Genomic DNA, 17237 nt, shown 5'->3' with positions numbered 1-17237 from the left:
GGGCATTACGTTTCGGAGGCCGAATAGTGGAATTGGAGGCTCCTCTATCTGGCCCGAATTCTGACAGGAAAAGGAATCGGTCTGTGTGCATTTTTCTTCGATAACCATCTCTAATCCCCTCCTCACCAGGATGCCCGCCCTTGGGCGAAAGCGGCCTTCGGGTTACCGAAAATCTCTACTCTTAGTCTCCCTCCCCTCCAGCAACCCATCGATGTTCTCTAGTCGTCCGAAGTGGCTTCGTCGCCGCGGCGCGCGGGAGAAAACCGCACGTTATTTCGCTCATTTCGATGCCGGCGTCTCTGCCGAGCGGCATCACGCAACTTCGAATCGGGTGACTTCGCTCCTAGCAGGTCGCGCAATTCATCCGACACCGCGTTCATGCCAAGGGATGGCGGCGGACGAAAGGCCCACGCGGGCAACATCACGCTCGTGGGGACCTGCTCCGGCGTCAGGTGCGCTTGCTGGGGCAAGGAGCGGTTTTCGACCAGGCATCCGCGTCGGGCATCAAAGGCCAAGAACCGTCCTTGCGCAGTCATTCGCGTAAGGACGGTGATCGTCTCGCTACAGGACAATCCTAGAAGGCGAGCCTCCGGCAAGGTCAGATAGCCGACACACTCGTCATCTGTCGGTTTCGCGAGCCGAGCGTAATCCTCTTTCCGGAGCAACGCATCGTAATGCGCCAGCGAGTGCGTCCGCTCAGTAGGCCCATGGAGCAGCACCTGCCCAGTTCGCACGCGCAGTGGACGGTCCTCGCCCCAGCCAATTGCCCGCACCAGTAGCGGCGTACGCAGCGCTAGCGCGGACGTCGGCAGCGGCGTAGCTGTCCACTCGGACAAGATCGCTTCGGCGAGGACATTGATCGCGAAGCGATTGCCGTTCTTCGCACGATTGAATCCAGGATTAGGATGCTGATCCTCCGGTCCGTCATGGGCCAAGTAGACCTGGTCAAGTAAGTCCGAAACGAGCTCGCGGTAGATCGCTCGCAACGTGGTTTGGGTCATTCCCTTCGGAAACCACGCGCCGTGCTGTCGGCCGGCGAGAGCCGTTTCCAAATGGATCGCACGGCGATCTGCGCCGAGCGAGAAACGCAGCAATACCCCATTTGGTCGGTGGCGCCTGATGCACAGCTCCTGCCCGGTCCACCGTGGACTCTCGAGCAGGCGCATCCATCTGGGCGGCGTCTTGTGATTGTCGGTATCAAACAGGGGCCCATGCCGCGGGCAGCAGGTTCTCCAAGCGACACACCAGGCTCGTCGGTTGTAGGCCGGCACACCCTGCGCCCAGTCTTCGGCAAGGCAACGCGGGCACTGCAACGTACGCTGGTGTGGTAGCAGCAACCAGTCGTCCGGCGGCTGGGCGGCGCGTTGCAGCTGTTCCTGCAACGTGCGCGGCAACTCGGGTAGGTCGATAATCAGCTGTCCAAACGTATCCTTCTCTAGCGATTCGGAATGCAGGCAGACGCCGGGTTGCCGACGGGCCCAACTAGCCACCGTCTCGTCCGCAAGCAACGGCAGGTACGCCCCCGACTCGTCCTCGCGGCTAATGCGACTGAGGACAATCTGCAGTCGCGTCATGTCCGCGACTTTGACCACGTCGCGTCGCGAAAGCACAGCGCCAGACGCGGCCGCCAATGCGGATGCACCCGCCCGATCCGACCTTCCAGCCAGGCTAACGCCCGAGCGCGGATCGGCAGCGCCGGCCAACCCGTCTCTTGCCCGATATCCAACGCGACGAACACGCGGTGAACGATCGCTGCTAGCGCCAAACGATCGAACTGAAGCACTGGAGTCAGGGGGCCACGGCGAGGGAATCGCGGAGCGGTCCGCACGGGCCACCCACTCGCCCACAGGTGCCACTGCGCTTCGGTCCAGGCGCGGGAATGGGCCACCCGCGGATCGCTCCGCGCGCAGACAGCATGCGCGATCGCATCGCCGACCGCGTGCACCTGAACTTGCTGGGACCACATGCCCAGAGCACGAAATTCGTCCCGCAGCGTCTTCGACCAGCGCCGCCCCCACAGCCGGGCTGGCGCTGTTTCGCAGCGCAGCAGCGGCAAGGCATGGGTCGCGCACACAACGCCGTCCACAGGCCAGTCTTCACGCGTGTACCACCGACGTCGACCCATTTCGTCCACATGGCAGGCCGGGCAGAACAATGAGCCCACACCTAGCTCGGACGTGGGAGGCACGCCAAAGGCCTCCGCACCTAAGGGACTAGCCCGCAACCAGGAGGCCAACGACTCGCCCGCGCCGCGGCGTGCTCCCAGCGCGGCCCAATGCTCGACTTTCATGCCACCCTCCGCAGAGCCACACTCGGCGGGGTCGGGCTTTCGATGGCCAGTACGAGGCTGTCATGGGAAATGTGCGCCGCATCCGCTTCAAGCGCATGCAGTGCCGCCAGTCGGATCACCTCGACAATTTCCTTGGTATTTCCCTCGCTGTGCTGGGCGATCAACGGCAGGCACTGGCGATCGTCCAGCTGCGAGCGCTCCGGGAATGGCAGGTTGCGCTGCAGACCGTAGACGAAGTTGCGCAGGTCGTTCGACAGCGCCCAAGGCGAGATGGTGATCTTGCGCTTGAAGCGGCTGGCAAACTGTTGATCCACGTCGAGCACATGTGCCAAGTTGGTCACCGTGGCGGCCACGATCCCGACACGTGCGGTATTGCTGAGGCGCTTGAGTTCCGACAATGCACGCCGATGGCTGGCTGCGCCGGCCTTGGTCAGCTCGCCGAACTCGTCAAGCAACAGCATGCGCACCCCCTGCGCGCGCAGCGTGGAATCGACCTCCTCCTCCGTACCCCTAATGTGCGTGGCGCTAGGCCAGCAGGCCTTCAGAATCGCGTGCCGTACGCCCCGCTCCCCTTGGTGCTCTGGCTTGCATTCGACGTAGACGATTGGGCGCTGAAGCCGAAGCGGATCGTCCGGCGTTTGTTGTACCGGATGCAGTTCGGTGTAAGCCAGCAGTACGGCCGTCTTTCCCATGCCGCCTTCGGCGATAAGGTGCAGGCAGGGCGGCCGCATCACCACGCCACAGCGATGCATGTACGCCATCCACTGAAAAGCGATAGTCGTCGTGGGTGTGTGCACCCAAGCATCGGCCAAAATCCAGTCGACCTTTTGCATTGTCGTGGCTTGCAGCAATGCACGGGCCGCGTCTGAGAGATCAGTGGGGGCGGTGGTCATGGCCGTCCTGCCAGAGGGTTGGAAAGCAGTACTGGGGCGTCACCATAGTCCACGGCGTGAACCCTGGCCTTGGGTCGGTCGTCTTCGGGGCGACGTTGTTGGTCACGCCGCTGCTGGCGCGTTTTTTTCGCAGCCTTCTTCTCGATTTCGCGCTGAGCCTCGATGTGCTTGAAGGCCGCGGCGTTACTGACCGGGCCGTTGTGCCTCTTGCGTAGCTCTCGCTTGGCGCGCACCCACTCCCACAAGGCAATGGGTGCACGGGTGCGATCGCGCCAGGGAACGTCAATCCAAGTACTTCCTACCAGCACGTAGACGCGGCTGATATTGCGTGGATCGTGGGCCACCCAAAACTTGCGCTTATCCCCAATCAGAGGAATCAGGCCTTCGTCCCAATACTTTATATTGAAGCGCTGAATGCCCTCGCGTCCTGCCGTGCGCTGGATGCGGGGGAACAAGGAAAGTCGAAAATCACGCCGGTCCGCGGGGATGGGAGGAAGCCGAGTCACCCCGTCCTGCATCCAAGCCTCGTTCCAAGCCTCTAGCGGCGTACGCTCCAGGCCACCGTGCTCGGTGTTGTGGTAGCGGCCGTTGATCTCGTGAATCGTCCATAGCTCGAGCTCTTGCAAGGTCATGATGGCCTTCTTTCCGCTCTTGTAGTCCTCGCGATCCTTTGTGTTCGAGAAGGTCGTTCCCTTGATTAGGTGGATGCGCCCCATGTAGGTGCCGATTACGCGTTCGATGTGGGCGCCGTGGACCGGATTACGCACCTTCCGATAGCGGGGATTAATGTCATGCTCGCGACACGCATTGATTAGATTGGTATTGCGGAAACATTTGGCGTTATCCCAGCCGATAACCTTCATCAGACCGAAGGGCAGCCATGGATCGGAGACACCCAAGCCCTTCAGCCACGCATCCTTGGGCAGGCAGCACTGCTCAAGCGTGATCGCGACGCTTGTTTGCGAAGGGGCGTCGAAGGTCAGGTAGAAGCCGAGGATACAGCGAGTGGCGATATCGATGGCCAGCGTGATCCAGGGCCGTCCTATTTCTTCGCGCGTCTCAGGGTCGACCACGATCACGTCGACGATCGCGTGGTCCATCTGCACGAAGTCAAGCGGCTTAATGTCACTCTTGCCCGGGATTCCGGAACCGGCGGGACCGGCCTTGGCATCGCCACGAACACGACCGTGGCGTTCGCGCGCCAGCTTCCAGCGGTCCAGAGTCTTGATGCGCGCCAGCACAGTGTTGTAGCAGGGTGCCTCCAGACCCGCGGCAGCGCAACGCGCTCCCGCCAAATCGGTGGTGGCCTGAATAGAGCCTCGCTCTTCTACGCGATACCGTTCCTCGATCGCCTTGTCGACAATCGCCAGCTTGGCCTTGCCCAGATGAGAAGTGCCCTTCTCCGGGCCCGACTTGCACGGAAGTTGGCTGCGAGCGCTAGGATCGAATTGGTACAAATTGAAGTGGCGCTCTACTGTGCGCCGACTGACTCCCATCTCTTTCCCGATTTGTTCCTTAACGTCAGGCGGAAGCGCCGGACAGTCCATGTAGCGATCGAAGATCCGTGTCCATTCGGCGGCGCGTTCGAACTCGAGGTCGTCTTCGACTCTAACTTCAGCCGGAGCCGGCGTGGACGGGTCAGATTCTTCGTACGGCGACAGCGCCTCGAGACTGACCCACTGGTGGTCGTCGGTGCCCAAGTAGCTGACCCAGATTTGCGATGCAGAGACGATCGCCAACACCTTGGCGGCGCGCCCTTCGCACACCACCAGTACTCCTTTCTTCACCCGCATAACCGCGGCACCACGCTTCGCGTGCGGCGCAGTCGGTGGTGCCGATGTCTCAATTTCGGGCGTATTGGCCATGGGAAACTCCCTGTTCACGCGTGACAAGGCGTGACAAGGCGACACCCGGGCTTATCCGGCGAGCGAACGCTTGACGGTGGAAGGTTTCGCCGCGGACAATGACGACGACGGGGGCGCCACAGAGTGTCTTCGTCATGGGCGATCCGACGGACGCAACCCGACGGACCGCCCTTTTTTTATTCGGAGCGACCCGGGGTCGACTTGAACTCCGCTCCTTGTATCAGGGGCGCGCCGTGCTCGAAAGCCCAGCGCGCGATATCGGACGTGCGAGCGCAGCGCCCGCGCCGTCCAAGAATGAAGAAGGTTCGAACGCCGAGCGATTGCCTATGCACCGCTTGGCGAAAGGCCGCCGACGTGCGATAGCCGAGCAGGCGCACCAGGTCACGCCCCGCAACAACCATGCCAAAGCGCTGCTGCAATGCCTCGATGTTGATATCTAAGGCGGCCGTGGATTCTGGAGATGATGGGGCCATGCTCCTAACGTTATCCATTCCCAGCTCGCCAAAGAAGGGTAAAGTTGGTACCGGTACGTTCTTTACCACGATTGTTAAGTTCGGAGGCTCATGCCTCGACGCCGCGTGCCCACTCGGATCCTGGATCCCGAGGCCCGCTTGATCGCTGGCCGCATGGTCTTTGCGGCGGCAGCCGAGGCGCTGGGCGGTGTGTACGGCACCACCGCAATGGAACGGGCATTGGCTTTCTCGCCTCGGGCCCGAGCTGAGCGCAGGTCAATCCAATCCGGGAGCGAACCGCAAGCAACTAAACGCTCGTTGCCAACAGGAACCTGCAAGAAGTGGCTCGAAGGCCACGTTCCCATCGACCAGACCCTCGCACTGATCGCTGAGCTGCATCCGAATGTCGCCAATCGCATGAAGCAAGTCCGCGACGGCGACATCGTGAAAGCGCTCACCGTTTCGAAGGACGGCCTCCGGTTCGTGGGCAGCCGCCTCGCGGCGCTCTCACCCGAACTGTTCGGAAAGTACCTGGGGTGTATGGCGCTGGGCCACCGCAATCCCAATTTTATTTCCGGTCTTTCCGCTGGACTGCTGCACCTTGCCATGGCGGGACGGGGACCGGAGGTGCTCGTTGCATGCCTCGGCCTGGATCGGCAGATACCCTTTCCGCGCGGCCCTGCGGCCAACAGGAGTCTCGACGAGGCTTTTGATCTGTCGCTTCGCAAAGTCGCCGAGACCCAACCAGAAATGGCATTTGCGAAGGTCGCACTGGCGGAACTCTGGTTACGTCGCAAGGCCGAGCAGGAGCGAATCACGATAAGCCGAGCCGCAAAAGTTCGTGGCCCAACAGCGCAAACTGCCTACGTTCGTGACCATTTAACGCTAGTTCTTCGCTGGAATCGCATGTTTTGCTGAATAAAAATCTCACAACCATTGGATTTTAAAAGTTTTTCAAAAATTCTCGCCCATTGATAAAACTGAGTTAGAGAACCAGGCCGCGCTTAAGCGGTTTGCGCGCTTCCCGGTGGTCGAGGGTTACGCCGCCGACACGCAGCGTGCCGTTGACCACTGGCTGGCGGCTGGCGGGTCGCCCGGGCATGTTGGACTTGCACCTAGTCCGGCGCTGGCTGCACCGCCGTCGGCTGCGCACCGTGTTGGCCACGGTGAACCTGGACATCAATCAAGGCCCTGTGGGCGTCCTACCGGTACGCGGAGGTCTTCCACGACGTGCCGGCGTGCGAGCGGGTCAAGATCCCGCGGGCCAGACTGCCGCACTGGTTGAGCGACGAGGAGGCGGCCGGGTGCTTGGGCTGCTGCCGCTGGACACGTTCCAGGGTCTGCGTGACTACGCGATGCTGCTGACCCTGCCCTACTCCTTAGTAAAGGTTGTGGAAACAGTGAATGATTTCCTGGAGTCTGGTGCATCGCCAGGTCTCATAATTGCACATGTTCTTCGTATGTCTTCAGTACTGACTGTGTGACTTAAGCAATTGAGTTCCGCAACTTCCCCTTCATGAAAAATTGCGACTGCATATATTCCTTGTGAAGATGGTCTGCGAATCTCAAACGCTGGCGACCCATGCCAATGACAATCACCCAGCCCATAGTAGTCGCCGCTCTTGATCCAGTCTGCGTAAAACACGATCTTGTAAGAATCAGGGGAGACTCTGACAATGGGAATATCTCGGCGTTCTGAATGGTAGTGACGGCTTCCACCAAGTGATCGCCGCCTGTCAATCGGTAGGCAATCTCGCCGATTATTGATCGAGAAATATGCATTCGCCGTCACCGTATAGGCTTCATCCAGTCCCTCGACCTTCAGCGTCGCAACGTAAGCATCAACCGGGCGCTCATTCCATTCCACATCCGGCGGCTTCGGGGGCTCGTACTTGCTGCATGCCGTGAGCGCAAGAAATATACTCCCAAGCAATAAGATCCTCGCACTCCAAAGAAGTGGTGTCGATCGCACTTTCCCCATATTTTCAGCCTTGGCATTCATTTCTCACCATTCCTCTGGAATCCTTGGCGAATCTCATCTTGGGGAAAAACAGAAAATCGGAAACGGCTGTATAGCTGCGTTAGACAACTCCTCGTTTCCCGTCCGACAACACCCCTAATCCTCTCCAGCACCTCCACCACCGTGTCGTGGTATTGCGCCCTGACCTGACCCTGGGGCTATCACTATCATCAGTGTTCGTGGTGCCGTGCGAATTCGCGGCGAGTATCGTGTAAACCAGATCCATGTCCATCGCCTGCTCTCCCTTCAGGATTTGACTAATTCACGCACTCAGGAGACGGCAGCATGATCGGACATGGCAACCACACCTGGGCCGGCTGGCGCTGGACCGAAAATGGGCGTTACCTCGTACATCCAGGTACGGCCCCGAGGTGAAAGTGATCGTCGTTCCGCTGACCGACTGGCTGGAACGCCGGTTCGGCCGCATTGGGTAGCCGCGGCCGCAACCCGTGCCGCATCCGGTTCGTTGCCATGGCTTCTGGCATGGCGATCGGTCATTCGGGACTTGTGGCAGGCCTGAGCCCAGGCGGCTCCTCCAGCCAGGCCGGCCCCGCCGCCGCGGCGCGGTATCCGATGTCGTAGAGCTCGGCCATCTTTTCCGTGTCGAAGGCGATCGGGTCCGGCAGTTCGACACTCTCGTCGATGGTCACCCAGTGGAATCCGGACCGGTTGCGCTGGGCGAAGGCGTATTCCCGGAACAGGTCGCCGATGATGCTCGCGCGTCCGGTGGTCTCGATGACCCGCGCGGCGATCCCGCGCAGCGACCGCGGCGTCGGGCTCGGGGGCGCGTGCAACTGGCCGTTGTGCACGATGAAGATGTCCTCCCGCCCCGGGGCGCGGCCTGCACGGCCATACAGCGGCAAAGGGTCGAATACTCCCGCGTTGAGGAACACGTTGGCGCCGACGAAGCCGTCCACGTGCATCTCGTCGTAGCGCTGGCCGCCGACCTCGACGTCGAACATCACCGGCGGGAACGCGATCGGGATCGACGAGGACGCGAGCATCACCTTGCGGAACAGTTCCAGCGCCGCGTCGTCGCCCCGTTCTGCGATCAGGCCCATGTTCCAGACCACGAAGTCGCGCGAATCCAGGTCCACGGTGCCCATGTACAGCCGCCGGCCCTGCCGGTGCGCCTCGGCGACCTCCTGCAGCAGCGCCATGTCGACCTGCTGCGCGATGAGCGAGGCCAGCGGCGCGGTCTGCGCCAGCGAATCGCGGCGCAGCAGCGCCATCAGCGGCGAGCCGGCCTCGAACACGTCCTGCGAGCGGGTCGTGGTGTAGAAGCGGTGCAGGACCGGGTCGTAGCGCGGCCCGAGGAACACGAACGGCGCCATCAGCGCGCCGGTGGAGACGCCGGTCACCACCTTGAACACCGGCCGGGTACCGGTCGTGGTCCAGCCGTTTAGGAACCCTGCCCCGAACGCGCCGTTGGCGCCGCCACCGGAAATTGCCAGGTAGGGATAGCGGATGACGCCGTCGGCGCCGACCGGGAAATCCTCCGGCGACTCCTGTTGCAGCGACAGGATGAAGTCACGCTCCAGCGCATCGCTGTGGCTGCCTGCCCAGCCGCGCACTTCCGGCATGCCCGGCAGCATGGCCGATGCCGTCGCCCCGGCGGGAACCGGATGGCGGGGAATGGTGATGCAACCAGCCAGCGACGCGGCGAACGCGATCGGAATCAGCGCGTGTACGAGCCTGCGAACGGGCGATGCGGAACGGCTCATGCGTCGGGCACCCCTTCGATCGGGACAGGTCCCGGGCCTGCCCGCGCCGACCCGCCCGCGCTTGCACCCGGTTTTCCCTGAGTCCAGCGATGCATGGGGATCTCCCCTCCCCTGCGGCATGCGACCGACTCTAGCAGACGGGCGGTCGTCGATGGCGCGTGCCAACCGGAAACGGCCCGTGCGATACCGCAGCAACTGCGACGTCGCCATCCCGACCGGGATGTAGCATCATCGGCTTGCCGGACACATGAACCACGCTTGTCGAACGGGGGCAACATGAAAGGGAAATTGATCGCGTTGTCGATGGTGGCCGTGGTGGCCGCTTGTGCGCATTCCGGCCCTTCCCTGACTTCGGCAGAACGCCTGGAACTGTACCAGGCGCATGCCGGACCTCCGGTGGCGAGTTTCCGCATCGACCGGATCGCAGGAGTGACCCGCTGGACGCCGCTCGGCGACCAGGCACTGGCGTTCTGGAACACACCGAACCAGGGCTATCTGCTGGAGTTCCATGCGCGCTGCTCCGGCCTGTCCATCGCCAGTTCGATCACCATCAGCAACTCCATGGGGCTGGTCAACGCCCGCCTGGACAGCGTCCAGCCCAGGGCCGCCAACGGCTCGGCGATTTCCCAGCCCTGCAGGATCTCCAGCGCCCGCCCGATTGACGGTCGGGCGCTCAACGACGCAAAGCGCGAACTGCGCGAGGCGAGCGTGGTGGAACGCCCGGCGGACGTCGAGCCGGACGGCGGAGACTGACCTCCCCCACCTGCGCAGTCGGGGATGGACGAGGCCGTTCCCGGTACCAACACGCACACGCTCCTGCAGCGAAAGGGCTCCAGACAGTACGCAACGCCGGCTAGTGATGCTTCGACGCAGTTAGCTGGCCGCATATACGAAACCAGCCAAGACGCGGAGGAATTCCCATGTCGCAACCCGATTCGGACCGTCGCACCTTCCTCAAGCTCGGTACCGGCGCCGCCATAGGTGCCGCGCTTTCCATGCGTTTCCCGTTCGACTCGGCCGCCGCGCAGCCGTCGACGTCCTTCGACATCCAGGCGCGGTTCTCCGAATTCATGCACGCGATCGGCGGCGCGCCCGGCGACGCCGGCGGCAAAGTCGAGTTCACCGGGGTCGATCCACTGCTGCGCAGCCACTTCCGCATCGGTGCCTGCATGGCGATCCCGGCCATGGCGGCCGGCGTCGGCGCGGCGGCGATCTGGCGCGAGCGCACCGGCCAGGGCCAGGACCTGACCGTGGACCTGCGCCAGGCGGTGTGGAACACCAATCCGCTGATCGGCATGGTCCACACCAAGTTGCAGGCGGCCGGGCTGATCCCGGCCAGCGACCCGATCCCGGCCTCGCTGACGTCCTGGAAGCCAAAGGTCAACGGGCTGATGGTCCAGGCGCCGGTCGGGCTGGGCAATCCGCTGTCGTTCCAGGCGTTCGAGACCCGCGACGGCCGTTTCATCAACCTCACCGGCATCTATCCGCACCTGATGGACCGGATCCTCAACGTGCTCAAGACCCCGCCCGACCAGGCCGCGATCCGCGCTGCGGTCAAGAAATGGGACGGCCAGGAGCTGGAGGACACGCTGGCGGCGAACAATGGCGTGGCCGCGTTGCATCGCACCCGCGCCGAATGGCTGGCCCACCCGCAGGGCGAATACCTGGCGGGCTTGCCGCTGATCGAGATCGTCAAGGTGGGCGACGCGCCGCCGCGACCGTTCTCGCCCGATCCGGAGCGGCCACTGTCGGGCAAGCGGGTGATCTCGTGCACCCACGTCATCGCCGGCACCACCGCCGCGCGGACCCTGGCCGAGTACGGCGCCAACGTGCTGCACATCGCCCGCGACCAGAGCTTCGAGCACGAGGCGATGGTGATCGACGTCAACGTCGGCATGCGCTCGGCCTGGGTCAACCTGCGCGATCCGGAGCAGAGCAGGCACTTCGCCACCCTGCTGCCGGACGCGGACGTGTTCATCGAGGGCTTCCGTGGCCGCTCGATGGAGCGGCTGGGCTTCGGCGTCGAAGAAGTCGCACGACAGCGGCCCGGCATCGTCTACCTGTCGGTGCGCGGCTACGGCTGGGACGGCCCGTGGGGCGACCGCGCCGCATTCGACATGGAGGGCGTGTCCACCACCGGCTTCACCCTCACCGAGGGTGGCGGTACCGGCGTGCCGCGCTTCCCGCCGACGCTGGTGATGAACGACTACATCACCGGCTACATCGGGGCGGCCGGCATCCTGGCCGCGCTGCGGCGGCAAGCGCAGGAAGGTGGCAGCTGGCACGTGCGGGTCAACCTGGCGCGCGCGGCGATGTGGTTCCAGGACCTGGGCCACTTCCCCGGCATCGATTTCGATGCCTCGCGGCCGGAGCACCGCATGACTCCGCCGGACACCATGACCCGGCAGACTCCCTACGGCCGGGTCGAACGCCTGGTCCCGCAAGTGCGGCTGTCGAAGACGCCGGGGCGCTGGCGCGACCCGCTGGTCACCGTGCGCGGCAGCGACCTGCCCACCTGGGAGGGCTGACGGATGCGCTCATCCAGGACGTCCGCGAACGCATGGAGAAGACGGGCGGTGGCCGCCACCGTTTGCTGCGCGCTGCTGCCCATCGCCGCCACCGCGCAACAGGTCCAGCCGCCGGCCGACGCGCCGCAGCCGGCGCAGCTGGACCTCACCCTGGCCGACATCGCCGACCGCGAACCCTATCCCAACCTGCTCGACTACACGCTGTCGGTACAGGGCGACCTGCAGGAGGACACGGCCGTGCCGACCGGCTGGTTGCGCCGGCCGACTTCGATGGGCCCTTGGTTCGCCTGGAAGAACCGGGTGCGCGAGGACACCGGCCTGAGCTTCGGCGGCTCGTGGATGATGCTGTGGCAGAACTATTCCAGCAGCCTCATCGACCAGCACAACGCGGTCGGCAACAAGCTGACCCTGAACTTCTCCTACGACCTGTTCAACCGCGGCCAGGCCAATGCGATGTCGCTGGACGTGGCGGTCGAGGACCGCCGCCCGGTCGGCACCGACCTGCCGCCGCTGCAGGCGGGCATGGCCACCGGCTCGATGATCCCCACTGCGGCCACCTACGGCGACTTCAGCCTCGGCGTGACCCAGGCCTACATCCGCCAGAACCTGGCCGACAACCGCTTCCAGTACACGGTTGGCAAGATCTTCGCGCCGAACTTCCTCAACGCCTATCCGTTCTTCGACGACAACCGCCAGTTCCTGACCCAGGCGTTCTCCACCAGCCCGTCCATCGCCTCGCCGCTGCGAGGCTTCGGCGCGGTCGCCGCCTGGTACCCGACGCAATCTGGCCTGTACCTCAAGCCGGGCATCTTCACCGTCCACAGCAGCGACACCGGCAGCACGATCGACGATTTCTTCAGCAAGGACGAGCACTTCTACATGCTCGAGGTGGGCTTCACCTCGCTGGCCCGCACCCGCACCCCGATCCACGCCCGCGCGGCGATGGACGCCAACAACATCCACCTCACCGCCTGGTACAAGGACCCGGAGCAAGGCGGGCTGCCGCGCGCGCGCGGCCTGGCGTTCAACGCCAACTACATGCTCGGCGCCAACCTGATGTGGTTCGCCCGCGCCGGCTGGTCCGACGGCTGGTTCGTCGACCGCAACGCGGCGGTGGGCATCGGCTGGCGCCCGACCGAGCACTTCTCCGACCTGTTCGGCGTGGCCGTCGGCGGCCTGCAGCCGGCCAGCCCCGCGTTGCGCAGCCAGTACACCGCCGAAGTGTTCTACCGCTTCCACGTCACCCCGAACTTCGCGATCACCCCGGACCTGCAGGTCCAGGTGGATCCGGCGCTGGACCCGTCGACCGATGCGATCTGGGTGTTCAGCCTGCGCGGGCGACTGACGTTCTGACCTGCGCCGCCGGTCGATGGCCGGCGGCCTCGAGGACACCGTGAACAGCCCCGGCTGGGAAACCCGACTGTCCGCGCTGTCGCTGTCCGGGCAGATGGTGGCCTATGCGCTGGGCATCGTGCTGGCCCGGCAGCTGGGGGTGGCCGGCTTCGAAAGCTACGTGGTGGCCTCGGCCGCCTTCGTGCTGATGGTGACCCTGGTCCCGCAGGGGCTGGAGAAGTATTCGCTCAAGCTGCTGCCGACCTTGCTCGATCGCGGCGATGCCGCCGGCCTGCTCGGCTTCCTGCGGTTCTCGCGCCGGCGCGTGCTGCTCGGCGCACTGCTGGTGGGTGGCGCAGTCGGCCTGTGGGCCAGCTGGACGGACGGGCTGTCTGCCGGGATGCGGGCCGCGATCGTGGTCAGCTGCGTGTCGCTGCCGGCCGGTGCGCTCGTGCACCTCGGGCTGGAAGTGCTCACCGCGCTCGGACGCGCGTCCAGCGCGGCACTGGTATTCCGGCTGGTGGTGCCGGCCATGGCGCTGGTGCTGGCGTGCATCGCGCTGGCCGTGTACCCCGGCATGCCCGCGGCCTGGGCGATCGCGGCCTGGGGCCTGTCATGGGGCCTGGCGCTGGCGTTGATGGCCGCGCAGTTCCGGCGGGCGGCACCGCCCGGCCTGTTCCGCACCGAACCGGTCGAGCGGCGGCGGCAGTGGCAGGCCGAGGCGCGACCGTTCTGGCTCTACCGCGTCTCGCTCGCGGTCCTCGCCCAGGCCGCGGTGCTGGCGCTGGAATGGCTGCATCCCTCGCCGGGTACCGCGGTCGGCGCCTTCGCCGCGGCCTTCAGCACGGCGGCGATCGCGCAGGTGCTGGCGACGGCGACCAACCGGGTGTACGCCAGCCGCCTGTCGCTGCTGCTGGCGAACCGGGACTTCGACGGCATCGACCGGCTGCGGGCAGAGCGGCTGCGCTGGCTGGCCGCGCCATTGCTGGTCTATCTGCTGGTGGCCTTCGTCTTCGCCCGCGAGCTGATCGGGCTGTTCCGCCCCGAGTTCGTCGCCGAGGGCGCCACCGCGCTGCGGATACTGGCGGTGAGCACCGCCCTGACCACCCTGCTGGCCATGGCGCCGACCTACCTCAAGCACCAGGGCGAGAACCGCGCCCTGTTCCGCGGCGTGGCCACGGCGGCGGTGCTGCTGATGGTCCTGCTGGCGGTGCTGGTGCCACTGTTGGGCGTCGCCGGTGCGGCGGTGGCCCACGCCGTCGCCAGCGTGTTCATGTATGGCAACCTCGCGCGCCTGGCCCATCGGGGGCTGGCGCAGCGCCAACCCGGCGCCTGAGCGGCTGCGCTCACACCGCCGCGGTCACCACGATCTCGACCTTCCACGCCGGATCGGCCAGCGCCGCCTGGACGGTGGCGCGCGGCGGCGTGTGGCCCGGGACCACCCACGCGTCCCAGGCCTGGTTCATGCCGGTGAAGTCGGCGATGTCGGCCAGGAAGATCTGCGCGCGCAGGATCCGGGTCTTGTCGGTGCCGGCCTGGGCCAGCAGCGCGTCGATCGCCTCCAGCACCTGGCGGGTCTGGCCGACGATGTCCTCGGACGGATCCTCGGGGATCTGCCCGGCCAGGTAGGCCACGCCGTTGTGCACGGCGAGCTCGGACATGCGCGGACCGACATCGTGACGCTGGATCATTGGGAGACTCCGGGAGGGATGGGGGCGCCGCCGTCGGCGGCGGCGCAGCATACAACGCGGTTCAGCGGATGCGCTGCGGTTCCAGGGCCGCGACGCTGGCGTGAAGCAGTTCGCGCAGTACCTCGGGCGATGCGTCCGACAGTCGGCGCAGGTACAGGCACGACTTGCCGGTACGGTGGCGCCCCAGCCGTGCGAGCAGTTCCTGCCGCTGCGAGAACCCGTCCATCAGGTACAGCGACAGTTCGCGGCCACGCGGCGAGAAGCCCAGCAGCGGCCAGGGCAGCTGCCGGCCGTCGGCATAGCGCTGGGCGTACTGGCCGAAGCCGACGATATCGCCGCCCCAGACCAGCGGCGGCTCGCCGGTGGCTTCCTGCATCATCGCCGCCAGCTGCCGCGCCTCGCTGCGCCGTGGCTCGTCGATGCCGGCCAGCAGGGTCTCCAGCGGGACATCGGTCGGACGTGTCTTGGGTTCGGCCATCGGCGGTTCCTCCCGGCATCGGGACATCCTACTCCCGGGCGCGCCGCACGCTCCTGTGACGGTCCTCAACTTCGGCGGGCGCCTGCCGATACGGGATCGACACCTCCACGCGCGCGCCCCATGCTCATCATCGTCGGCTTCGTGATCGTCATTCTCAGCGTGCTCGGAGGCTTCGTGCTCTCGCACGGCAAGCTGGCCGCGCTGTGGCAGCCGTACGAGGTGCTGATCATCTGCGGCGCGGCGTTCGGCGCGTTCCTGGTGGCCAACCCGATGAAGGTGGTCAAGGCCGCGCTGCTGGGCATTCCCGGACTGCTCAAGGGTGCGCGCTACCGGCGCGCGGACTACATCGACATCCTCTCGATGATCTACGACGTGCTGGTCAAGGCGCGCAAGGAAGGCATGATCGGGATCGAGAAGGACGTGGAGAACCCCGAGTCCAGCCCGGTGTTCGCCAAGTACCCCAAGCTGCTGGCCGACCACCACCTGATGGAGTTCACCACCGACTGCCTGCGGCTGATGATCAGCGGCAACATGGAGCCGCACGAGCTCGAGCAACTGCTGGAGATCGAGGTGGAGACCCACCACCATGAGGCGGCCGAGCCGGCGCACGCGCTGCAGGTGCTGGCCGACTCCCTGCCCGGCTTCGGCATCGTCGCCGCGGTGCTGGGCATCGTGATCACCATGGCCGCCATCGGCGGCGAGGTGACCGAGATCGGCCACCACGTCGCCGCGGCGCTGGTCGGCACCTTCCTGGGCATCCTGCTCGGCTACGGCTTCGTCGGCCCGCTGGCCGCGTCGATGGGGCATCGCGCGCACGAGGAAGGCAAGGCCTTCGAGATCATCAAGATGGCGCTGGTCTCCAGCCTGCGCGGCTATCCGCCCACGGTCGCGGTGGAGTTCGCGCGCAAGCTGCTGCACTCGGACGTGCGCCCGGCGTTCTCCGACCTGGAAGCCCACCTGCGCAGCAGCCGCTGACCGGCCATGGAGCAGAAGCAGCCGATCATCATCCGCCGGGTCAAGAAGGTCGCCGGCGGCCACCATGGCGGCGCCTGGAAGGTGGCCTACGCCGACTTCGTCACCGCGATGATGGCGTTCTTCCTGGTGATGTGGCTGGTCGGCATCGCCAGCAAGGAACAGAAGGCGGCGGTGTCGGAGTACTTCAAGAACCCCAGCGCGGTGGAGGGCTCGGCCGCGATCCCGGGCTCCAGTTCGCTCGGTCCCGGCGGTGCGTCCGACAAGCTGATCCCCACCGCCAACGCGCTGTCGATGCCCGGCGGCATCGGGCCGAAGGTCGGCGATCCCGGCGAGGCCACCCGCAGCCGTATTCCCAGCGAGGAAGCGGCGCGCGCGGCGGCGGCCGAAGACCGCCGGCAGCTCGACGAGCTGCGCCGGGACCTGGAGGCGGCGATCGAAAAGAGCCTGGCGCTGGCGCCGTTCAAGGACCAGCTGCTGATCGACCTCACCCCCGAGGGGCTGCGCATCCAGATCGTCGACCGGCTGAACCGGCCGATGTTCGACCTGGGCAGCGCGCGGATGAAGGACTACACCGCCGAGGTCATGCACGAGCTGGGCGCGCTGCTGACCGATACCCCGCACCGGATCGCGCTGGCCGGGCATACCGACGAGACCCCGTTCCAGGCCCCGCGCGGGTACGGCAACTGGGAGCTGTCGAGCGACCGTGCCAACGCCGCCCGCCGCGCCCTGCTCGAAGGCGGCCTGGACGAGGCACGGATCGCGCGCGTGGTCGGGCTGGCCTCGTCGGTGCCGTTCGACCGCGACGATCCGCGTGCGCCGATCAACCGCAGGATCAGCCTGGTGGTCCTGAACCGCGCCGCCGATGCCGCACCCGACGCACTCGCCAGCGTGCCGCCACCGCTGCCGGACGCCGCGCCAGCGACGGTGGCCGTCGCGCCGGCCTTCCCCGCCCCGCTCCACGCCGGCCACGACTGAAAGGCATAGACTGG

15 protein-coding genes are annotated in these 17237 nt (G+C 65.5%); 7 read left to right on the top strand and 8 right to left on the bottom strand.

Annotation, left to right across the window (positions count from 1 at the left end; all coding sequences use genetic code 11):
• Positions 1–218 precede the first annotated feature (218 nt).
• The 4 genes from WQ53_RS16910 to WQ53_RS16905 all read right to left on the bottom strand — a co-directional run bounded on the left by WQ53_RS16910 (position 219) and on the right by WQ53_RS16905 (position 5521).
• Complete coding sequence (locus tag WQ53_RS16910; protein WP_144409357.1) at positions 219–1574, bottom strand: hypothetical protein; 1356 nt, start codon at positions 1572–1574, stop codon at positions 219–221.
• Between the two features lie 712 nt (positions 1575–2286).
• Positions 2287–3183, bottom strand: a complete 897-nt coding sequence (locus tag WQ53_RS15880; protein WP_052633697.1) for a TniB family NTP-binding protein — start codon at positions 3181–3183, stop codon at positions 2287–2289.
• On the bottom strand, positions 3180–5048 hold the full coding sequence (locus tag WQ53_RS15875) for a Mu transposase C-terminal domain-containing protein (protein WP_082113084.1): 1869 nt from the start codon (positions 5046–5048) through the stop codon (positions 3180–3182). Before WQ53_RS15875 ends, WQ53_RS15880 begins: the two co-directional genes overlap by 4 nt.
• A gap of 176 nt (positions 5049–5224) precedes the next feature.
• Positions 5225–5521: a hypothetical protein gene (locus tag WQ53_RS16905; RefSeq protein WP_144409356.1), complete on the bottom strand. Its 297-nt coding sequence runs from the start codon at positions 5519–5521 to the stop codon at positions 5225–5227.
• Between the two features lie 138 nt (positions 5522–5659).
• Between WQ53_RS16905 and WQ53_RS16900 the strand changes: the two genes are divergently transcribed.
• Entirely contained in the window at positions 5660–6418 is a 759-nt protein-coding gene (locus WQ53_RS16900) for a hypothetical protein (RefSeq protein WP_144409355.1), read from the top strand.
• Positions 6419–6872: 454 nt separating this feature from the next.
• On the opposite strand, the gene WQ53_RS16895 is transcribed toward WQ53_RS16900, so the two are convergent.
• Together WQ53_RS16895 and WQ53_RS15870 are read right to left on the bottom strand one after the other, a co-directional pair.
• On the bottom strand, positions 6873–7502 hold the full coding sequence (locus WQ53_RS16895; protein ID WP_144409354.1) for a hypothetical protein: 630 nt from the start codon (positions 7500–7502) through the stop codon (positions 6873–6875).
• A gap of 512 nt (positions 7503–8014) precedes the next feature.
• A complete protein-coding gene (locus WQ53_RS15870) occupies positions 8015–9244 on the bottom strand; it encodes a patatin-like phospholipase family protein (RefSeq protein WP_052633692.1) in 1230 nt (409 codons plus the stop codon).
• 258 nt (positions 9245–9502) lie between these two features.
• Between WQ53_RS15870 and WQ53_RS15865 the strand changes: the two genes are divergently transcribed.
• The 4 genes from WQ53_RS15865 (at position 9503) to WQ53_RS15850 (ending at position 14440) form a co-directional block, all read left to right on the top strand.
• Positions 9503–9997: a DUF6491 family protein gene (locus WQ53_RS15865; RefSeq protein WP_144409353.1), complete on the top strand. Its 495-nt coding sequence runs from the start codon at positions 9503–9505 to the stop codon at positions 9995–9997.
• A gap of 167 nt (positions 9998–10164) precedes the next feature.
• Positions 10165–11772 carry a CoA transferase gene (locus WQ53_RS15860; protein ID WP_052633689.1) on the top strand — a complete coding sequence of 536 codons (1608 nt, stop codon included), beginning with the start codon at positions 10165–10167 and terminating at the stop codon, positions 11770–11772.
• Between the two features lie 48 nt (positions 11773–11820).
• A complete protein-coding gene (locus tag WQ53_RS15855; protein WP_052633687.1) occupies positions 11821–13125 on the top strand; it encodes a carbohydrate porin in 1305 nt (434 codons plus the stop codon).
• A 40-nt stretch (positions 13126–13165) separates the two neighbouring features.
• On the top strand, positions 13166–14440 hold the full coding sequence (locus tag WQ53_RS15850; protein ID WP_158497854.1) for a polysaccharide biosynthesis C-terminal domain-containing protein: 1275 nt from the start codon (positions 13166–13168) through the stop codon (positions 14438–14440).
• Positions 14441–14450: 10 nt separating this feature from the next.
• Here WQ53_RS15850 and WQ53_RS15845 read toward each other — a convergent pair whose 3' ends face one another.
• Both WQ53_RS15845 and WQ53_RS15840 read right to left on the bottom strand, forming a co-directional pair.
• Positions 14451–14795 carry a RidA family protein gene (locus WQ53_RS15845; protein WP_052633683.1) on the bottom strand — a complete coding sequence of 115 codons (345 nt, stop codon included), beginning with the start codon at positions 14793–14795 and terminating at the stop codon, positions 14451–14453.
• A 61-nt stretch (positions 14796–14856) separates the two neighbouring features.
• Positions 14857–15273 carry a DUF1801 domain-containing protein gene (locus tag WQ53_RS15840; RefSeq protein ID WP_052633682.1) on the bottom strand — a complete coding sequence of 139 codons (417 nt, stop codon included), beginning with the start codon at positions 15271–15273 and terminating at the stop codon, positions 14857–14859.
• A 120-nt stretch (positions 15274–15393) separates the two neighbouring features.
• Between WQ53_RS15840 and motA the strand changes: the two genes are divergently transcribed.
• Together motA and motB are read left to right on the top strand one after the other, a co-directional pair.
• Positions 15394–16248 carry a flagellar motor stator protein MotA gene (gene motA / locus WQ53_RS15835; RefSeq protein WP_052633680.1) on the top strand — a complete coding sequence of 285 codons (855 nt, stop codon included), beginning with the start codon at positions 15394–15396 and terminating at the stop codon, positions 16246–16248.
• A 6-nt stretch (positions 16249–16254) separates the two neighbouring features.
• The gene (gene motB / locus WQ53_RS15830; protein WP_052633679.1) at positions 16255–17223 is read left to right on the top strand and encodes a flagellar motor protein MotB; all 969 of its coding nucleotides are present in this window, start codon (positions 16255–16257) and stop codon (positions 17221–17223) included.
• The last annotated feature ends 14 nt before the right edge of the window (positions 17224–17237 follow it).

The sequence above is a fragment of the Pseudoxanthomonas suwonensis genome, assembly GCF_000972865.1.
Classification (GTDB): Bacteria; Pseudomonadota; Gammaproteobacteria; order Xanthomonadales; family Xanthomonadaceae; genus Pseudoxanthomonas; species Pseudoxanthomonas suwonensis_B.
Note: the sequence above shows the minus strand (reverse complement) of the source record. Positions and strands in the feature narration are given on the sequence as shown.